General features: G+C 71.5%; 16 protein-coding genes and 3 pseudogenes. 9 read left to right on the top strand and 10 right to left on the bottom strand.

Features of this window, described 5'->3' with window-relative positions; genetic code table 11:
* Window positions 1-18: 18 nt before the first annotated feature.
* The 6 genes from RI578_RS08480 to zapE all read right to left on the bottom strand — a co-directional run bounded on the left by RI578_RS08480 (window position 19) and on the right by zapE (window position 6,319).
* Entirely contained in the window at window positions 19-1,407 is a 1,389-nt protein-coding gene (locus RI578_RS08480) for a PhoX family protein (RefSeq protein WP_310870528.1), read from the bottom strand.
* Window positions 1,408-1,495: 88 nt separating this feature from the next.
* Entirely contained in the window at window positions 1,496-2,296 is an 801-nt protein-coding gene (locus tag RI578_RS08475; protein ID WP_310870527.1) for a slipin family protein, read from the bottom strand.
* Between the two features lie 107 nt (window positions 2,297-2,403).
* Window positions 2,404-3,909: a SulP family inorganic anion transporter gene (locus RI578_RS08470; RefSeq protein ID WP_310870526.1), complete on the bottom strand. Its 1,506-nt coding sequence runs from the start codon at window positions 3,907-3,909 to the stop codon at window positions 2,404-2,406.
* An 8-nt stretch (window positions 3,910-3,917) separates the two neighbouring features.
* A complete protein-coding gene (locus RI578_RS08465; protein ID WP_310870525.1) occupies window positions 3,918-4,499 on the bottom strand; it encodes a carbonic anhydrase in 582 nt (193 codons plus the stop codon).
* 75 nt (window positions 4,500-4,574) lie between these two features.
* On the bottom strand, window positions 4,575-4,976 hold the full coding sequence (locus RI578_RS08460) for a hypothetical protein (RefSeq protein WP_310870524.1): 402 nt from the start codon (window positions 4,974-4,976) through the stop codon (window positions 4,575-4,577).
* 206 nt (window positions 4,977-5,182) lie between these two features.
* On the bottom strand, window positions 5,183-6,319 hold the full coding sequence (zapE, locus tag RI578_RS08455) for a cell division protein ZapE (RefSeq protein WP_310870523.1): 1,137 nt from the start codon (window positions 6,317-6,319) through the stop codon (window positions 5,183-5,185).
* Between the two features lie 247 nt (window positions 6,320-6,566).
* Between zapE and RI578_RS08450 the strand changes: the two genes are divergently transcribed.
* From RI578_RS08450 to msrB, 4 genes are all read left to right on the top strand, one after another.
* Window positions 6,567-7,370 carry a pyrimidine reductase family protein gene (locus tag RI578_RS08450; RefSeq protein ID WP_310870522.1) on the top strand — a complete coding sequence of 268 codons (804 nt, stop codon included), beginning with the start codon at window positions 6,567-6,569 and terminating at the stop codon, window positions 7,368-7,370.
* 156 nt (window positions 7,371-7,526) lie between these two features.
* Window positions 7,527-8,000: an indole-3-glycerol phosphate synthase gene (locus RI578_RS08445; RefSeq protein WP_310870521.1), complete on the top strand. Its 474-nt coding sequence runs from the start codon at window positions 7,527-7,529 to the stop codon at window positions 7,998-8,000.
* Window positions 8,001-8,119: 119 nt separating this feature from the next.
* The gene (gene murC, locus RI578_RS08440; protein WP_310870520.1) at window positions 8,120-9,517 is read left to right on the top strand and encodes a UDP-N-acetylmuramate--L-alanine ligase; all 1,398 of its coding nucleotides are present in this window, start codon (window positions 8,120-8,122) and stop codon (window positions 9,515-9,517) included.
* A gap of 14 nt (window positions 9,518-9,531) precedes the next feature.
* On the top strand, window positions 9,532-9,939 hold the full coding sequence (gene msrB / locus RI578_RS08435) for a peptide-methionine (R)-S-oxide reductase MsrB (RefSeq protein WP_310870519.1): 408 nt from the start codon (window positions 9,532-9,534) through the stop codon (window positions 9,937-9,939).
* A 130-nt stretch (window positions 9,940-10,069) separates the two neighbouring features.
* On the opposite strand, the pseudogene RI578_RS08430 reads toward msrB, so the two are convergent.
* Both RI578_RS08430 and RI578_RS08425 read right to left on the bottom strand, forming a co-directional pair.
* A pseudogene (locus RI578_RS08430) lies at window positions 10,070-11,055 on the bottom strand (RNA-guided endonuclease InsQ/TnpB family protein); the annotation flags it as partial.
* 268 nt (window positions 11,056-11,323) lie between these two features.
* Window positions 11,324-11,497 (bottom strand): annotated as a pseudogene (locus tag RI578_RS08425) (ATP-binding protein); the annotation flags it as partial.
* Window positions 11,498-11,513: 16 nt separating this feature from the next.
* Here RI578_RS08425 and RI578_RS08420 point away from each other — a divergent pair.
* From RI578_RS08420 to RI578_RS08400, 5 genes and pseudogenes are all read left to right on the top strand, one after another.
* Window positions 11,514-11,764 (top strand): annotated as a pseudogene (locus tag RI578_RS08420) (FAD:protein FMN transferase); the annotation flags it as partial.
* A 207-nt stretch (window positions 11,765-11,971) separates the two neighbouring features.
* Window positions 11,972-13,138, top strand: a complete 1,167-nt coding sequence (locus tag RI578_RS08415) for an ABC transporter ATP-binding protein (RefSeq protein WP_310870518.1) — start codon at window positions 11,972-11,974, stop codon at window positions 13,136-13,138.
* Window positions 13,135-13,890: an ABC transporter permease subunit gene (locus RI578_RS08410; protein ID WP_310870517.1), complete on the top strand. Its 756-nt coding sequence runs from the start codon at window positions 13,135-13,137 to the stop codon at window positions 13,888-13,890. The genes RI578_RS08415 and RI578_RS08410 overlap by 4 nt, the downstream gene beginning before the upstream one ends.
* The gene (locus RI578_RS08405; protein ID WP_310870516.1) at window positions 13,887-14,552 is read left to right on the top strand and encodes an ABC transporter permease; all 666 of its coding nucleotides are present in this window, start codon (window positions 13,887-13,889) and stop codon (window positions 14,550-14,552) included. The genes RI578_RS08410 and RI578_RS08405 overlap by 4 nt, the downstream gene beginning before the upstream one ends.
* 102 nt (window positions 14,553-14,654) lie before the next feature.
* Window positions 14,655-15,614, top strand: coding sequence for an ABC transporter substrate-binding protein (locus RI578_RS08400; protein WP_310870515.1), 960 nt, complete (start codon window positions 14,655-14,657; stop codon window positions 15,612-15,614).
* A gap of 15 nt (window positions 15,615-15,629) precedes the next feature.
* Here the strand turns inward: RI578_RS08400 and RI578_RS08395 are convergent, their stop codons facing one another.
* Window positions 15,630-16,232: an ATP/GTP-binding protein gene (locus tag RI578_RS08395; protein ID WP_310870514.1), complete on the bottom strand. Its 603-nt coding sequence runs from the start codon at window positions 16,230-16,232 to the stop codon at window positions 15,630-15,632.
* Window positions 16,219-16,578: a DUF742 domain-containing protein gene (locus tag RI578_RS08390; RefSeq protein ID WP_210964544.1), complete on the bottom strand. Its 360-nt coding sequence runs from the start codon at window positions 16,576-16,578 to the stop codon at window positions 16,219-16,221. Before RI578_RS08390 ends, RI578_RS08395 begins: the two co-directional genes overlap by 14 nt.

The following is a 16,578-nucleotide window of genomic DNA, read 5'->3' as shown; positions in this document are numbered from 1 at the left end:
CTCTCTGGTCGCCCGTGCCTACCTGCGCCAGGGGCCCGTCACCGCGAACGTCGTCCCGGGCGCGTAGCAGTTGACGTACATCGTGTCGCCATCGGGGGAGAAGGTGACCCCGGCGAACTCACCCCACTCCGGTTCCTCCGGCGTCCCGATGTTCTGGGCGCCGCGGGCCATCGCGTACACCTCGCCGCGCCTGGTCACGCCGTAGACGTGCTGGGCGCCGTTGCCGTCCTCGCAGACCATGAGGCCGCCGCTGGGGGCCAGGCAGATGTTGTCGGGGGACTCGCCGGGGAGCTGCACGTCGGTGTCCGGGCCGAAGACGATCACCAGGGTCAGCCGGCGCCGCTCGGGGTCGTAGCGCCAGATCTGGCCGTAGTGGTCGCCCGCCGAGCCCTCGTCGCTGTGGGCGAAGGACGACACGAAGTAGACGCTGCGCCCGCCCCAGTAGCAGCCCTCCAGCTTCTGCGCGTGCGTGATGCCGCCCCGGCCGAAGTCCTGGTGCCGGATGGGGGTCTCGACGGCCAGCGGGTCGGGTACGTCGACCCACTCGATGCCGTCGAAGCAGGCGCCCGTCTCCTGGATCGAGGACAGGTCGGGCACGCCCGGCACACGCATCGCCTGGAGCCGGCCGCCGGCCCGCAGCGAGCCCGTGCCGCCCAGCGGTTTCTCGGGCAGGAACCGGTAGAAGAGACCGAACGGCCGCTCGAACGCGTCCTCCGTCTCGTACACGACGCCCCGCCGCGGATCCACGGCGATCGCCTCGTGCTGGAAGCGGCCCATCGCGGTCAGCGGCACCGCTCCGGTGCGGTGCGGATCGGCGGGGTCGACCTCGAAGATGAAGCCGTGGTCCTTGGTGTAGCCGTTGGTGCCGGCCTTGTCCTCGGTCTCCTCGCAGGTCAGCCACGTGTGCCACGGGGTGGGGCCGCCCGCGCAGTTCACCGCCGTGCCGGCGATCGCGACCCGCTCGTCGCGGACGTGGCCCCGGGAGTCCAGGGTCAGGGCCGTACAGCCGCCCTTGCCCTCCGGGTCGTACGTCAGACCCTTCACCGTGGGGACGGGGACCTTGCCGTTGGCGCGGTTCTCGTGGTTGCGCACGAGGTGGACGCCGCCGTGGCGGCCGTGACGGTCCCGGGAACGCGCGGCGAAGGCCGCCATGCCGTCGTGGTTGGACGGGACCGGGCCCTCGCCGGAGCGCAGCTCGTCGCCCTCGCGGGACAGGACCCGGTAGCGGAATCCTCTGGGCAGGTCGAGCAGGCCGTCGGGGTCGGGGATCAGCGGGCCGTAGCCGGTGTGGCCCAGGGACTGCGCGGCGGCGGTGCCGGCGAAGAGCTCGGAGAGGGCTCCGGTGAAGGCGATGCCTGCGCCCAGGGCTCCCGTGCGGGTGAGTACCTGGCGTCGGGTTGCGGACATGGGGTGACCTTCCTGCTGGCGGACAGGATTGCGACCCGCTGTGTCTATCACCTGGCACGTTTCCCGGGAACCACGCGCGCTACACGCGTCACATGCCGGCCGGCCGTTCCGGGGTCTGGCCCAGCGGCGCCCGCTGCGGGTTCTCCAGGAACCGCAGCAGCTCCACCGGGAAGGGCAGCACCAGTGTCGAGTTCTTCTCCGCGGCCACCGCCACCACCGTCTGCAGCAGCCGCAGTTGCAGCGCGGCCGGCGTCTCCGACATCTCCCGCGCCGCCTCGGCGAGCACCTTGGACGCCTGGCGCTCGGCGTCGGCGTTGATGACCCTGGCCCGCCGCTCGCGGTCGGCCTCGGCCTGCCGGGCCATCGAGCGCTTCATGGTCTCGGGCAGCGACACGTCCTTGATCTCGACGCGGTCGATCTGCACGCCCCAGCCGATGGCCGGGCTGTCGATCATCAGCTCCAGGCCCTGGTTCAGCTTCTCCCGGTTGGACAGCAGGTCGTCCAGGTCGCTCTTGCCGATGATGGACCGCAGCGATGTCTGGGCCATCTGGGACACGGCGAACTTGTAGTCCTCGACGCGGATGAGCGCGTAGGCGGCGTCGACCACCTTGAAGTAGACGACCGCGTCCACGCGGACGGTCACGTTGTCCCGGGTGATGCCCTCCTGGGCGGGCACCGGCATCGTCACGATCTGCATGTTGACCTTGTGCAGCCGGTCCACCACCGGGACGATCATGGTGAAGCCGGGTTGCCGCACCTCACCGGCGAGCCGGCCGAGCCGGAGGACGACCCCGCGCTCGTACTGCTTGACGATCCGCGCCGCCGACGCGATGTACAGCACCCCGGCGCTTCCGGCGGCGGCAGCCGCGGTCAGCAGCTCCTGGAGCATGGCGACCTCCTCGCCCAGAGGGCCCGTTTCGCCTACTCCTGTCACGATATGCCGGAAGCCCGGTCCGAGGCCATGCCCCGGACCGGGCCTCCCGTGCATCGATGGGACTACACCGCCGCCGTCGCCGGTTCGGTGACCTTCACCGGGTCCGTGCCGGTGGCGCTGTGCCGCTCGGCCCAGTTCTCCAGCGCGGTGCGGCAGGCGTGGTCCAGGTGGTGCAGCCCGGACAGGTCCAGCTCGACCGGGCGGTCCTGCGGCAGCGCCTCCAGGCTCTCCAGGATCTTCGGCAGCCGCAGGAAGGTCGCGTTGCCCGACAGGTGCGCCTGGACGGGACCGGCGCCCTTGTCGACGACCTCCAGCTTGAGGTGGGAAGCCTCCCAGGCGGTCTTGACCACGGACAGCGCCAGACCGATCAGCACGCCCTCGAACATGTTGACCGCGACGATCGACACGGCCGTGACCACCAGGATCAGCGCCTCGCCCCGGTGCCCCCGCCACAGCGGCACGATGCCGCGGAACGGGATCAGCTTCCAGCCCGCGTGGACCAGGATGCCCGCCAGCGCGGGCAGCGGGATCAGGGCCAGCACGGACGGCAGCAGCGCGGCGAACAGCAGCAGCCACACCCCGTGCATGACCCGGGACGCCTTGGTCCGCGCGCCCGCGCTCACGTTGGCGGAGCTGCGCACGATGACCGCGGTCATCGGCAGTGCGCCGAGCAGACCGCACACCGTGTTGCCCGCGCCCTGCGCCATCAGCTCCTTGTTGTACTCGGTGCGCGGGCCGTTGTGCAGCCGGTCCACCGCGGCGGCGCTGAACAGGCTCTCCGCCGAGGCGATCAGGGTGAAGGCGACGATCGTGCCGAGGATGCCCACGCTCGCCAGCTCGCCGAAGGCGTCGGCGCCGGGCGGCTGGATCACGTCCAGCAGGCCGTTCACCTCCACGGTCGCCACCGACAGTCCGAAGACCGCCGTGACCGCCGTGGCCAGGCCGACCGCGGCCAGAGCGCCCGGCACGGCCTGCACCCGCTTCGGCAGCCGCCTCCACAGCACCAGCACCGCGACGGTGCCGGCGCCGAGGGCGAGCGAGGTGAGCGCCTCGGTGCTGCCCAGCGCGTCGGCGGCGGCACCGGGCAGCCCGGTGATCTTGTCGATGCCGGAGGCGGGCGCCTCGAGACCGGCCGCCGAGTACAGCTGGCCGGCGATGAGCACGAGGCCGATGCCGGCCAGCATGCCCTCGACGACCGACAGGGAGATCGCCCGGAACCAGCCCCCCAGCTTCAGGGCGCCCATCGCGAGCTGGATGAGACCGGCGGCCAGCACGATCACGCCGAGCGCGGGCAGCCCGTACTCGGTGACCGCGCCGAAGACCAGCACCGTCAGGCCGGCGGCCGGACCGGACACCTGAAGGCTGCTGCCCGGCAGGAGGCCGGTGACGATACCGCCCACGATGCCGGTGACCAGGCCGAGTTCGGCCGGGACACCGGAGGCGACGGCGACGCCCACGCACAGCGGGAGGGCGACCAGGAACACGACCAGCGAGGCGGTGAAATCCTGCCGCAGATGGGGGAACTTCCGGGAGTTCTCGGATCGCGGGTTCTCGGATATGGCGTTCATGCCGGCGCTCACAGGGTCTCGAACGTGTCGGTGTCCGCGTGGTGTTCGCGCACGACCCCGGTGTGGACCTCGTAGTACCAGCCGTGCATCCGCAGCCGGCCGTCCGTCAGCCGCCGTTCGACACAGGGGTAGGAGCGCAGTCGCAGCAACTGCGCCAGGACGTGGTGCTGCACGGCCTCGGCGACCGTGGGGTCGGCGGGGTCGCAGGGCTTCGGCTCGTCCGCGGCGTGCGCCAGCCAGTCGCGCACGGCGGGTACCGCGCTCAGGTCGTCGCCGCGTACCAGCGCGCCGACGGCGCCGCAGTGCGAGTGGCCGCAGACCACGATGTCGGTGACGCCGAGCACTTCCACGGCGTACTCGATGGTGGCCGCCTCGCCGGAGGGGCGCTCGGCGCCGTAGGCCGGGACGATGTTGCCCGCGGTGCGCAGCTCGAAGAGCCGGCCGGGCCCGGCGCCCGTGATCAGGGCCGGTACGACGCGGGAGTCGGAGCAGGTGATGAACAGGACTTCGGGCGACTGGCCTTGGGCGTGCCCGGCGAACTCCTCAGAGCGCTGTCCGTACGTGCGGGCGTTGTCGATGAGGGGCTGCATGATGCGGTGATTCCTCCTGGCGCGCTGTGGGGGCGCGTCGGATGGGCAGGACAGAGGTGGGGATGTTCCGGTCCCTCAGCAGCGGAAGACCTGAAGTGCCGCCGGGGAGTGGTCCGGTGCCGGTCTCGGCCGGTGTCCGGTCGTGCGGCCGGACAGGGCGGGTTCGGCCACGGCCGAGCCGCGCTCCCGCATGATCGGGCGTTCCGGAGCGTCGGGCTGCGGCGCCGCGGTGGTGCGGTGCCGGTCGCGGACGCGCGGGGAACCGTTCGGGTTCCCGGAGCGGCCCGCGTCGTGGCAGGTGACGATCTCGTCGTGCGGTGCCATGCCGGCGAGGGTGGTTCCGGGATGGGCATTGGCCACGGCATCACGGCTCGTATGCGCGGATGCGAAGGGTGCGCTGGGTGCGAAGGCCGCCAGGGCGATCAGGACGGCGGCGAGGAGCGGAACCACGGTCCGGGCCGTCGTGCCTCGCAACATACGCCCCCCTCCAGGCAGTTCACGCCACTGGCATGTGCCGACACGCGGTCAGTGCAAGGTCAATGCAACACCAACGCATGGTCAATGCGCGGTCAAGAAACACGTTAACCCTGCAAAGAGCTTTGCAGGGTTAACGTAGCGTTACGAGCTGAAGAGAGCCTGAAATTCGCGGGTGAGTTGGCGGGAACAGGCCGTTCCGGCCGTTCTCAGGGCGCGTCGACGAGCCGTGCCGCGTCCCGGGCCAGTGCGGTGAGCCGGGAGATCGCCCGGAAGTACTTCTTGCGGTACCCGCCCTTCAGCATCTCCTCGCTGAAGAGCCGGTCGAAGGGCAGCCCGGAGGCCAGGACGGGCACCTCCCGGTCGTAGAGCCGGTCCGCGAGCACCACGAGGCGCAGCGCCGTCGACTGGTCCGGCACCGGGCGCACCCCGGTGAGGCACACGGCCGAGAGGCCGTCGGTCAGCGCGCCGTAGCGGCTGGGGTGGACGCGTGCGAGGTGGTCGAGGAGCGCGGGGAAGTCGTCCAGGGAGGCGCCCTCGGCGGTCTGCGCCGCGCGGGTCACCTGCTCGTCGGAGTACGGCGCCGGTGCCTCGGGCAGGCCGCGGTGGCGGTAGTCCTCGCCGTCGATGCGCAGGGCGCGGAAGTGGGCGGACAGGCCCTGGATCTCGCGCAGGAAGTCGGCCGCCGCGAAGCGGCCCTCGCCGAGCTTGCCCGGCAGCGTGTTGGAGGTGGCGGCGAGCGCCACGCCCGCCTCGACGAGCCGGGCGAGCAGGCTGGAGACGAGGACGGTGTCGCCGGGGTCGTCGAGCTCGAACTCGTCGATGCACAGGAGACGGTGCCCGGAGAGCGTCCGCACGGTCTGCTGGAAGCCGAGGGCGCCGACGAGGTTGGTCAGCTCCACGAAGGTGCCGAACGCCTTGCGGGAGGGCTCGGCGGGGGTGGCGTGCCACAGGGAGGCCAGCAGGTGGGTCTTGCCGACGCCGTAGCCGCCGTCGAGGTAGACGCCGCGGGGGCCGGCGGGGGGCTTCGGGGTCTTGCTCCTGCCGAGGCCGAGACCGAAGAGGCCGCGCCTGCCGGTGGCGGCGGGAGCCCCGTCCAGTCCGGTCGCGAAGTCCTCCAGGACGCGTACGGCCTCGCTCTGGCTGGGCTGGTTCGGGTCCGGGATGTAGGTGCTGAAACGGACCGAGTCGAAGCGGGGCGGCGGCACCATCTCGGCGACCAGGCGGTCCGCGGGGACGTGCGGCTCGCGGGCGCACAGGGACAGCGGGGCGGCGGCGGGCGCCGTCCCGGCTATCGGGGGGCGACCGGAGGGGGTGGAACCGGGGGCGGGGGAGGAGGACGACACGGGGGTCCATGGTAGGGCCTGTCCGGGAGGTGGCGGGGTGCGCGGTCGGGTGTGCCCGGCCCGTGTGTCGTTCGGTGGCCCGGTGGGGGTGCTGGGCGGGGGTGGGGTGCGCGGCCCGGCGTTGCGGGGTGCCGCCGCGCCCACCCGTGCCGCCCCTGGCGGCACGATTGCCCGCGGTTGCGGTTGTGCGGCTGAGCGGCCGCCGATCGCGCGGTTCGGGTTTCGGCCGCGTGGAACACTGCACGGCATGCGACGCCTGTTCCCCGTGACACCCGTGACCCCTGTGACCGATCAGACAGCCGGCCCGGGCTCCGACGGGACCGATCGGGAGTGGAGCCTCGCCGAGCTGGCCGCCGCCTACGCCTATCCCGAGCAGGACGGGCGGCCGGGGGCGTGGCTGCGGGCGAACATGGTCTCCACCCTCGACGGTGCCGCCCAGCACGACGGCCGGTCCCAGCCCATCTCCAGCGCGGCCGACATGCGCGTTTTCGGCACCCTGCGCGCCCTGGCGGACGTGGTGGTCGCCGGCGCCGAGACCGTACGGCAGGAGGGGTACCGCCCGGCGCGCTCGCGTGCGGAGTTCGCGGAGCTGCGGCGGGCCGCCGGGCAGAGCCCCGCGCCGGCGATCGCGGTGGTCAGCGCGAGCCTGGAGCTGGACTTCTCCCTGCCGCTGTTCACCTCGCCGCTGGTGCCGACCCTGGTCCTGACCGGCGCGGCCGCGACCCCGGACCGGATCGCGGCCGCCGAGAAGGCCGGCGCCCGGGTGGTGATCGCCGGTGACGGCGTCGGCGTGGACCCCGCCCGCGCCGTCGACGCGCTCGTCGCCCTCGGTCACACCCGGCTGCTGACCGAGGGCGGGCCTCGGCTGTTGGGGCAGTTCGTCACGGCCGGGGTGCTCGACGAGCTGTGCCTGACCGTCTCGCCGATGCTCACCGCGGGTGACGCGCAGCGCATCGCGGGCGGGCCCTCGGTCGAGGTTCCGCGGCGGTTCGCGCTCGCGTCCCTGCTCGAGGAGGAGGGCTTCCTCTTCACCCGGTACCGGCGTGACTGAGGGAATCGGTGGAATCTACCGTTCCGCTTAGTCCGAGCCGGGCACACTGAATCCGGCAGTACCCGTGCGATCACGGGGCAGGATGGTTTCCGCAGGGACCGGTAGGGCCTACGGAGGGTGGGCCCGACGGTCCCTCGAAGGAGAAGGGGCGCCTGAGTGTTCACAAGCGTTTTGATGATCGAGAAGGCCCTGACGTCCGCCGACGTGGAGTTCGTCACGACCTTGCACGGGGAGGAGGCGGTCGCCTTCCACGTGCTGCTCCAGCCGCGCGGCGATCAGGCGGACAGGCTGCTGAGAGCCATCGACGACGTCGCGCTCGGCGAGCTGGACGACGCCGTGCGCGAGGGGGAGACGCCCGAGGGCCAGGAGGCGCAGAGCGTCGGGCAGCGGGCACTGGAGGTGTCCCTCACCGCCCTGCGCGCGTCCGGGGCCGAGGCCGAGGGCCGCCTGATCGAGGACCACCCGCTCGACGAGCTCAAGTCCCTGGTCCTGGAGATCGGCGCCGACGAGGTGATCGTCCTGACCGATCCGCACTACGTGGAGGAGTTCTTCCACCGGGACTGGGCTTCGCGGGCCCGGCACAAGGTCGGCGTACCGGTCCTGAAACTGTTCTCCCACAGCAAGGCATAGGCTGGGGCCGCGCTCCCGCGCCGGGGGCGCGCCCACCAGCACGACCACCGCTCGCAAGCAGCACGCTCGTGAGCACCCACCTCTCGTACCACCCGCCGCACCTCTGGGGAGAACAGCGCATGGCACCCGGCCTTCCTACCGCCATGGACCGACCGCACTTCATCGGCATCGGCGGCGCCGGAATGTCGGGCATCGCCAAGATCCTCGCCCAGCGCGGCGCCGAGGTGGCGGGCAGTGACGCCCGGGAGTCCGCGACCGCCGAGGCCCTGCGCGCGCTCGGCGCCACCGTGCACATCGGGCACGCGGCGGAGCACCTCGCCGACGACGCCACCTGCGTGGTCGTGTCGTCGGCGATCCGCGAGGACAACCCCGAGCTGGCCCGCGCCGCCGAACGCGGCATCCCGGTCGTGCACCGCTCCGACGCCCTCGCCGCGCTGATGAACGGCCTGCGCCCGATCGCGGTCGCCGGCACGCACGGCAAGACCACCACCACCTCCATGCTGGCGGTCTCCCTGTCCGAGCTGGGCCTGAACCCGTCGTACGCGATCGGCGGCGACCTGGACGCGCCCGGCTCCAACGCGCTGCACGGCGACGGCGAGATCTTCGTGGCCGAGGCGGACGAGAGCGACCGCAGCTTCCACAAGTACGCCCCCGAGGTCGCCATCGTCCTCAACGTCGAACTCGACCACCACGCCAACTACGCGTCGATGGACGAGATCTACGAGTCCTTCGAGACCTTCGCCGGCAGGATCGTCCCCGGCGGCACCCTGGTGATCGCCGCCGACCAGGACGGCGCCCGGGAGCTGACGCGGCGGCTGGCCGGGTCGGTGCGGACGGTGACGTACGGGGAGTCCGAGGACGCCGACGTGCGGATCCTGTCGGTCGTCCCGCAGGGCCTGAAGAGCGAGGTCACCGTGGTGATGGACGGCGCGGAGCTGACCTTCGCGGTCTCCGTCCCCGGCCGCCACTACGCCCACAACGCGGTCGCCGCCCTCGCGGCGGGCGTGGCCCTCGGCATCCCCGCCGCCGAGCTGGCCCCCGCCCTGGCCGCCTACACGGGCGTCAAGCGGCGCCTCCAGCTCAAGGGCGAGGCGGCCGGCGTCCAGGTCGTCGACTCCTACGCGCACCACCCCACCGAGATGACGGCGGACCTGGAGGCCATGCGCGCCGCGGTCGGCGACGCCCGCATCCTGGTCCTCTTCCAGCCGCACCTGTTCTCCCGCACCCAGGAGCTGGGCAAGGAGATGGGCCAGGCCCTCGCGCTGGCGGACGCGTCGGTCGTCCTCGACATCTACCCGGCCCGCGAGGACCCGATCCCCGGCATCACCAGCGAGCTGATCATCGAGGCGGCCCGCGCCGCGGGCGCGGACGTCACGCCGGTCCACGACAAGGACGGGGCGCCCGCGGTGGTCGCGGGAATGGCGAAGGCCGGTGATCTCGTTCTCACCATGGGCGCGGGCGACGTCACCGACCTCGGACCGCGCATCCTGGACCAGCTGTCGAGCACGGGTAAGTAAGGGGCTGAGGACTCATGTCGTACGACGTCGAGAAGCCGGACGAGCAGTGGCGCGCGGAGCTGGCTCCGGCCGAGTACGCCGTCCTGCGCCAGGCCGGCACCGAGCCCGCCTTCACCGGTGAGTACACCGACACCAAGACCGAGGGCGTCTACTCCTGCCGCGCCTGCGGTGCGGACCTGTTCACCTCCACCACCAAGTTCGAGTCGCACTGCGGCTGGCCGTCCTTCTTCGACCCGAAGGACACCGACGCGGTCGAGCTGATCGAGGACCGGTCCCACGGCATGGTGCGCACCGAGGTGCGGTGCGCCCGGTGCGGCTCGCACCTCGGGCACGTGTTCAAGGGCGAGGGGTATCCGACCCCCACCGACCAGCGGTACTGCATCAACAGCATCGCGCTGCGGCTGGCGCCCGCGGAGGGCTGAACCCGCGGTTCAGAGCGCGGCGGCCGGGAGCGTCACGTTGAATCCTCCCCTCCCTGGAGGGGGAGGGGATTCCTGGCTCAGGCCGCCTCCTGGAGCAGCGCTCCAGGAGGTCTTCCGCCCTCGACGCCAGCCCGTGTTTGCGGCCCATCCCGGTCAGGGCGGCCTTGGTGGCGCCGATGGCGGCGTCGGCGGCCTTGCGGGCCATCGTGGTTTTGGCGAGGAACTTGGGGCGGAAGTCCTCGACCGCGATCGTGTCGTGGTCGCGGACCACCTTCTTCGCCCACTTGCGTCCGGTGTCCGCCCGCTGCCTGGCGACCTTCTTGTGTGCCTTCGCCCGCAGTCTCTTCGCCGTCCGGTAGCCCTTCGAACCGGCCTCACCCTTCTTCGGCCTGCGGCGGGCCATCATCCGGTCGTACCGGGCCAGCTTCATCCGGGCCTTCCCGCCGTGCGCGGGATGCGGCAGGTCGTGCGCGTCGGACGTGGTGGTCGCCGTCTCCTTCACCCCCCAGTCGACACCGAGGACCCGGCCGGTCCTGGGCAGCGGCTGGATCTGGACGGGGACGACGAACGAGCAGTACCAGTGCCCGAGACTGTCCTGGTACACGCGCACCGAGGACGGCTCACCCGGCAGCTCCCGCGACCACACGACCGACAGGACGATGCCGCCCGCCAGGTGCAGCCGGCCGTCCCTCAGCCGGAACCCGCGCTTCGTGTAGTTCAGGGTCGGCAGCGCATCACGCTTGGCCTTCCACTTCGGCATCCCGGCCCGGCGCGCCATGGGCAGGCGCTCTGTGATGTCCTTGTGCGCCTTGGCGCGGGAGCGGCCGAAATCGCGGATGACCTGCTGCTGGGGAACCGAGGAGCCCTCCCGTAACCACGGCGTACGGGCACGGGCCTCGGTCAGCATCCTGTCGAGCCGGGCCGGGCCGCACGTGGCCTTCTCGTCGGTGGACGTATTGCGCAGGTGTACAGCCCTGGACTTGGCGACGCACTCGTTCCACACCCAACGGCACCGGCCCCACTCCGCCCCAGCGCGGTGCGGGCAGCGGACGACATCCGCAACCGGTACGTGTACCGGACAAGCCCGGCCCCCACCCCCGCCCCCACCTGCGCCATTCCGCCCCCTCCACGGCCCCGGCCAGGACACTCTGCCGCCCCCGAACCCTGCGAAGGACCATACGTACGACAGCCGCACAAACACCCGCCGATCCCGCAACCACCACCCCAACCAGCGATCTCAGGCACACGCGTTCGCATTACCTCGGGGTCATGCCGACATCGGTACGGGCCCTCCCCGCCCGGAACCGGACGCGGCGACGCTCCGCGTCCCAACATCCGGACGCGATTCCTCCTCGGCGTGAACGCCAGAGTCTCCTCGCAGGAATCAGGTGAACACCGTCGCGTCCGGTTCGCCGCCCAGCTCGATCGTGCCGCCGTGCGCCCGTACCAGCGAACCGGCGACGGCGAGGCCCAGCCCGCCACGGTCGCGGCTGCGGGCCTTGTCGACGCGGTAGAAGCGGTCGAAGTCCCGTTCCCGGTCGGCCACCGGAATCCCCGGGGCGCCGGTACCTGACGTGCGGCGCATCGAACACGTCATGGGCTACCCGGTCTCGCTGCGGGGCGATGACCCGGACGTGCCCGAGGAGCCACCGACGCCGTCTTCGCGTGGCTGCGTGAGGTCGACGCGCGCTTCAGCCCGTTCTGGCCCGACAGCCAGGTGTCCCGGCTGGGCCGGGGTGAAGTCCGTCCCATTGAAAACGAGTTGCGGGAAGTGCCCGACCTCTGCGAGGAGTACCGGGTCACGACCGGCGGCGCCTTCGACGTCGGACACGGTCGCCACGGCGGCTTTCGCGATGGGCGCCGAGGGCGCCGCGTGGGCCGTGGCGCGCGAGGGCTGCCGGGGCGCCTTCCACGGCACAGGGTTACACACGGCCACCACGGTCCCGCGACATCGGACGTCTAGACTCTCCCGGCAACGACCCGTAGCGACCTGGCCAGAACTTTCCGCCCCACCCGAAGGGTATTCGGCGTTTTGATACGGATGGAATCAGTCACCAAGCGGTACCCGGACGGCACCGTGGCGGTCGACAGGCTGTCGCTGGAGATACCGGATCGCTCGATCACGGTCCTCGTCGGACCGTCCGGCTGTGGCAAGACGACGACCCTGCGGATGATCAACCGAATGGTCGAGCCCACCGAGGGCGCCATCCTCCTCGACGGCGCGGACCTCCAGCAGCAGCCGGTCACCACGCTGCGCCGGTCGATGGGGTACGTCATCCAGAACGCCGGGCTCTTCCAGCACCGGACGATCATCGACAACATCGCCACCGTGCCCCGCATGATCGGCTGGGGCAAGCAGAAGTCCCGGGAGCGGGCGGCGGAGCTGATGGAGCGGGTGGGGCTCGACGCCTCCCTCGGCAAGCGGTACCCGTACCAGCTCTCCGGCGGCCAGCAGCAGCGCGTCGGCGTGGCGCGGGCGCTCGCCGCCGACCCACCCGTGCTGCTCATGGACGAGCCGTTCTCCGCCGTCGACCCCGTGGTCCGCAAGGGGCTCCAGGACGAACTCCTGCGCATCCAGGAGGAGCTGGGCAAGACCATCGTCTTCGTCACGCACGACATCGACGAGGCCATCAAGCTGGGCACCATGGTCGCGGTGATGCGCACCGGCGGCCGGCTCGCCCAGTTCGCGCCCCCCGCCGAGCTGCTGTCGAACCCCGCGGACGACTTCGTCGAGGACTTCCTCGGCGCCGACCGCGGCATCCGGCGGCTGTCCTTCTTCCCGTCGGCCGGCCTGGAGCTGACGAGTGACCGGGTCGTGGGCGTGGACGCCACGGCCGAGCAACTCGCCGCACCCGACGCCTCCTACCTGCTGGTGACCGACGCGGAGGGCAGGCCGCTGGGCTGGGCCGAACCGCGGGACCTGACCGCCGGGGACATCGCGGTGGAGGGGCTGCTGTCGTACGGGCGGCCGTTCGTGCCCGGCACCGACTCGCTGCGAGCCGCGCTCGACTGCGCCGTACTCTCGCCCACCGGCTGGGCCGTCGCCGTGGACGCCGACGGCCGGGTGACCGGCGTCGTCTCCCAGCAGACCATCGGCGAGGCGATCCGCACCGCCCACGGCGCCGGGGACACCGGCGACGCGCGGGCCGACGACGCGCCGCAGGCGGAGTCCGCCGGTGTCACGAAGGTCGGTCCGTGAACGGCTTCTTCGACATTCCGAGCGACCTCGGCAACACCTATTTCGGCCTGATCGGGCTGCACCTGCGCGAGGCGCTGCTGCCGGTGCTGGCCGGGCTGCTGCTCGCGCTGCCCATCGCCCAGCTCTGTGTGCGCTTCCGCTGGCTGTACCCGCCCGTGCTCGGCGTGACCACCGTGTTCTACGCCATCCCGTCACTGGCCGTCTTCGTCGTCCTCATCGACTACACCGGCCAGACCGAGCTGACCGTGATGATCCCGCTGGCCGTGTACAGCCTGGTGGTGCTCGTTCCGGCGATCGTCGACGGCGTGCGGTCGGTGCCCGAGGAGACCCTGGCCGCGTCCACCGCGATGGGCTTCGGGCCCGTACGGCGCTATCTGCAGGTGCAGTTGCCGATCGCCGTGCCCGCGATCCTCGCCGGGCTCCGGGTGGCCGTGTCGGCGAGCATCTCCCTGGTCAGCGTAGGCGCCCTCATCGGCAACCAGGGCGCGCTCGGCAACCTGCTCGCCGACGCCCAGAAGTACGGCCGGCCCGAACTCGCGGTGAACTCCGTCCTCACCACCGCCGTACTGGCGATCCTGTGCGACGCGGCGCTCGTGCTGGTCCGGAACCTGTTGACGCCCTGGATGCCGCGCGGCAAGGGCAAGCGCCCGAAGGAGGCCGCCGTGCGGCAGGAGCGGTCCGAGCCGGAGAAGGCGGAGTCGCCGAAGACGCCGGAGACGCCGGAGACGCCGGAAAAGGCGGTCACCCGGTGAACGTCCTCAACTTCGTCAACGCCTTCTTCAGCGACAGCGCCCACTGGCACGGCTACGACGGCATCCCGCAGCGCCTGCTGGAACACGTCCAGTACACACTGATGGCCCTCGGTCTCGCCGCCGCGATCGGCCTGCCCCTCGGGCTGCTCACCGGCCACACCGGACGCGGCGGCAACGCCGTCGCCTTCGTCGCCACCGCCGCCCGCGCGCTGCCCAGCTTCGGTCTGCTGGTGCTGATCGCCGTCGTGGTCGGCATCGGCCTGCTGCCCGTGATGGTCCCGCTGGTCGTACTCGCGATCCCGCCGATCCTGGTGACCACCTACGAGGCGGTCCGCTCCGTCGACCCCTCCCCGGTGGACGCCGCGCGCGGCATGGGCATGCACGAGACGAGCATCCTCTTCCGGGTCGAACTGCCCGTCGCCCTGCCGCTGGTCCTCAGCGGACTGCGTTCGGCGGCCATCCAGGTCGTGTCGACGGCGACCATCGCGGCGTACGTCAGTCTCGGCGGGATCGGCCGGTACATCATCGACGGGCTCTACCAGCGCAATTACGAGAAGGTGGTCGGCGGTGCCACCCTGGTGGCGCTCCTGGCGCTCGTCACGCTCGCCGTGTTCTGGGCGGCGGAACGGCTGGCCGTGTCGCCGGGGGTGCGCAGGCGCTGACGCCGGAACATGATCTCGAACACAGTCTCGAACACCGTTGTGAAAGAAACCGTAACCAGGCCGTTCTTGACTGACCGACAAGTGGCTCGTTTGGATCGGTGGATGACTTCTACCGCGAAGAGCAGCAGGTCCAGGACGAGGCACACCGGCGCGGCGGCCGTCGCGCTCACCGCCGCGGCGGCGCTGCTCGCGGGCTGTTCCTCCTCCGACGACGCCTCCGACAACCCCCTCGCAGGGGAGAAGGCGGAGGCCGGCACCGTCGTCGTCGGCTCGAACAACTTCGCCGAGAGCACCCTCCTCGCCGACATCTACGGCGAGGCGCTCAAGGCCAAGGGCCTCAAGGTCACTTACAAGCACAACATCGGCAGCCGGGAGACGACGTACGGCCTGATGAAGAACGGCTCGGTCACGGTGCTGCCGGAGTACAACGGCGCGCTGCTGGCCTACCTCGACCCGGAGGCGGAGCAGAAGTCCACCGAGGCGGTCAACACCGCGGCCAAGGCCCAGCTCGACAAGAAGCTGACGCTGCTGGAGTCGTCGCCGGCCGAGAACAAGGACTCGGTCAGCGTCAACGCCGAGACCGCGAAGAAGCATGGCCTCACCGCCGAGTCGACCCTCGCCGACCTCAAGGACATCGCGCCGGACCTGGTGATCGGCGGTTCGCCCGAGTTCCAGACCCGGCAGCAGGGGCTGAAGGGCCTGGAGTCCGTGTACGGGCTGAAGTTCAAGTCCTTCAAGGCGCTCGACGCGGGCGGCCCGCTGACCCAGTCGGCGCTGACGAAGAACACCGTGCAGGCGGCGGACATCTTCACCACCGACCCGACCATCATCAAGGAGAAGTTCGTCGTCCTGAAGGACCCGGAGAACCTCTTCGGATACGCGAACGTCACCCCGCTGGTCCACAAGGAGGGCCTGTCCCAGGAGGGCGTCGACACGCTCAACGCGGTCTCCGCCAAGCTGGACACGGAGACCCTCCTCGACCTGGACGCCCAGGTGCAGCTGGACAAGAAGGACCCGCTGGACGTGGCCAAGGAGTGGCTCGAGTCGGCGGGTCTGGTCTGACCCGCCGTACGCCGGTCACGACGCCGCGGCGTCGATCAGCTGGTCGATCAGGGCGATGAGGACGTCCCGGCAGGAGGCCCGCTCCCGCGCGTCGCACAACAGCACCTGCACGTGCTCCGGCAGCGCCAGGGCCTCCCGGATCTCCTCGGCCGGATACGGATGCCGTCCGTGGAAGCCGTTGACGCCGACGACGAACGGAATGCCCCGCCGCTCGAAGAAGTCGATGGCCGCGAAGCTCGACTCGGGCCTGCGCACGTCGATCAGGACCACGGCGCCGAGGGCACCGATCGCCAGGTCGTTCCACATGAACCAGAACCGCTGCTGACCGGGCGTGCCGAACAGGTACAGCACCAGTTCCCGGCCGATGCCGATCCGCCCGAAGTCCAGGGCCACGGTCGTGGCCCGCTTCTCCTCGATTCCGGCGAGGTCGTCGACGTCCAGCCCCGCCGCGGTCAGCGGTTCCTCGGTGCGCAGCGGGGCGATCTCGCTGACCGAGCCGACCATGGTGGTCTTGCCGACGCCGAAACCGCCGGCGATCAGTATCTTCACGGCTTCGGGGGCGGCAGCCGGGGGTGCGGGTGCCGTGGGCGCCTCAGCGGCGCGGTCAGAGCCGGCCAAGGCCGTCCCTCACTTTCTGCAGCAGGTCCAGGTCCGGGGTGGCTCGGGAGACCGGGTGCGGGGGCCGGGCGGTGATCCGGTCGGCCTCCAGCAGGTCGCAGAGCAGGATGACGACCACGCTCACCGGCAGGTCCAGGCGGGCCGCGACCTCGGCCACGGCGACGGGCTCGGCGCACACCCGCAGGATCCGCAGGTGCTCGGGCTGCGGCCGCGCGGCCCGCGTGGGCTGCGGGTCGATCGCGGTCACCGTGGTGATGAGGGTGAAGTCGGCGCGGCTGGGCCGGGTCCGGCCGCCGGTCAGGGTGAACGGCCGTACGAGCCGGCCGCCCGCGTCGCCTCCGGTCAC

Origin of the sequence: Streptomyces sp. BB1-1-1, assembly GCF_031597775.1 — a bacterium.
GTDB classification, from domain to species: Bacteria; Actinomycetota; Actinomycetes; order Streptomycetales; family Streptomycetaceae; genus Streptomyces; species Streptomyces thinghirensis.
This window is presented reverse-complemented; position numbering and strand designations above follow the sequence as displayed.

Excerpts from the sequence above, each read along its gene's own strand:
- msrB (WP_310870519.1), top strand. The coding sequence starts at position 9,532 with ATGTCGTACGACGTCGAGAAGCCGGACGAGCAGTGGCGCGCGGAGCTG.
- RI578_RS08475 (WP_310870527.1), bottom strand. The coding sequence starts at position 2,296 with ATGCTCCAGGAGCTGCTGACCGCGGCTGCCGCCGCCGGAAGCGCCGGG.
- RI578_RS08400 (WP_310870515.1), top strand. The coding sequence starts at position 14,655 with ATGACTTCTACCGCGAAGAGCAGCAGGTCCAGGACGAGGCACACCGGC.
- RI578_RS08480 (WP_310870528.1), bottom strand. The coding sequence starts at position 1,407 with ATGTCCGCAACCCGACGCCAGGTACTCACCCGCACGGGAGCCCTGGGC.
- RI578_RS08450 (WP_310870522.1), top strand. The coding sequence starts at position 6,567 with ATGCGACGCCTGTTCCCCGTGACACCCGTGACCCCTGTGACCGATCAG.
- murC (WP_310870520.1), top strand. The coding sequence starts at position 8,120 with ATGGCACCCGGCCTTCCTACCGCCATGGACCGACCGCACTTCATCGGC.
- RI578_RS08465 (WP_310870525.1), bottom strand. The coding sequence starts at position 4,499 with ATGCAGCCCCTCATCGACAACGCCCGCACGTACGGACAGCGCTCTGAG.
- RI578_RS08460 (WP_310870524.1), bottom strand. The coding sequence starts at position 4,976 with ATGTTGCGAGGCACGACGGCCCGGACCGTGGTTCCGCTCCTCGCCGCC.
- RI578_RS08470 (WP_310870526.1), bottom strand. The coding sequence starts at position 3,909 with ATGAACGCCATATCCGAGAACCCGCGATCCGAGAACTCCCGGAAGTTC.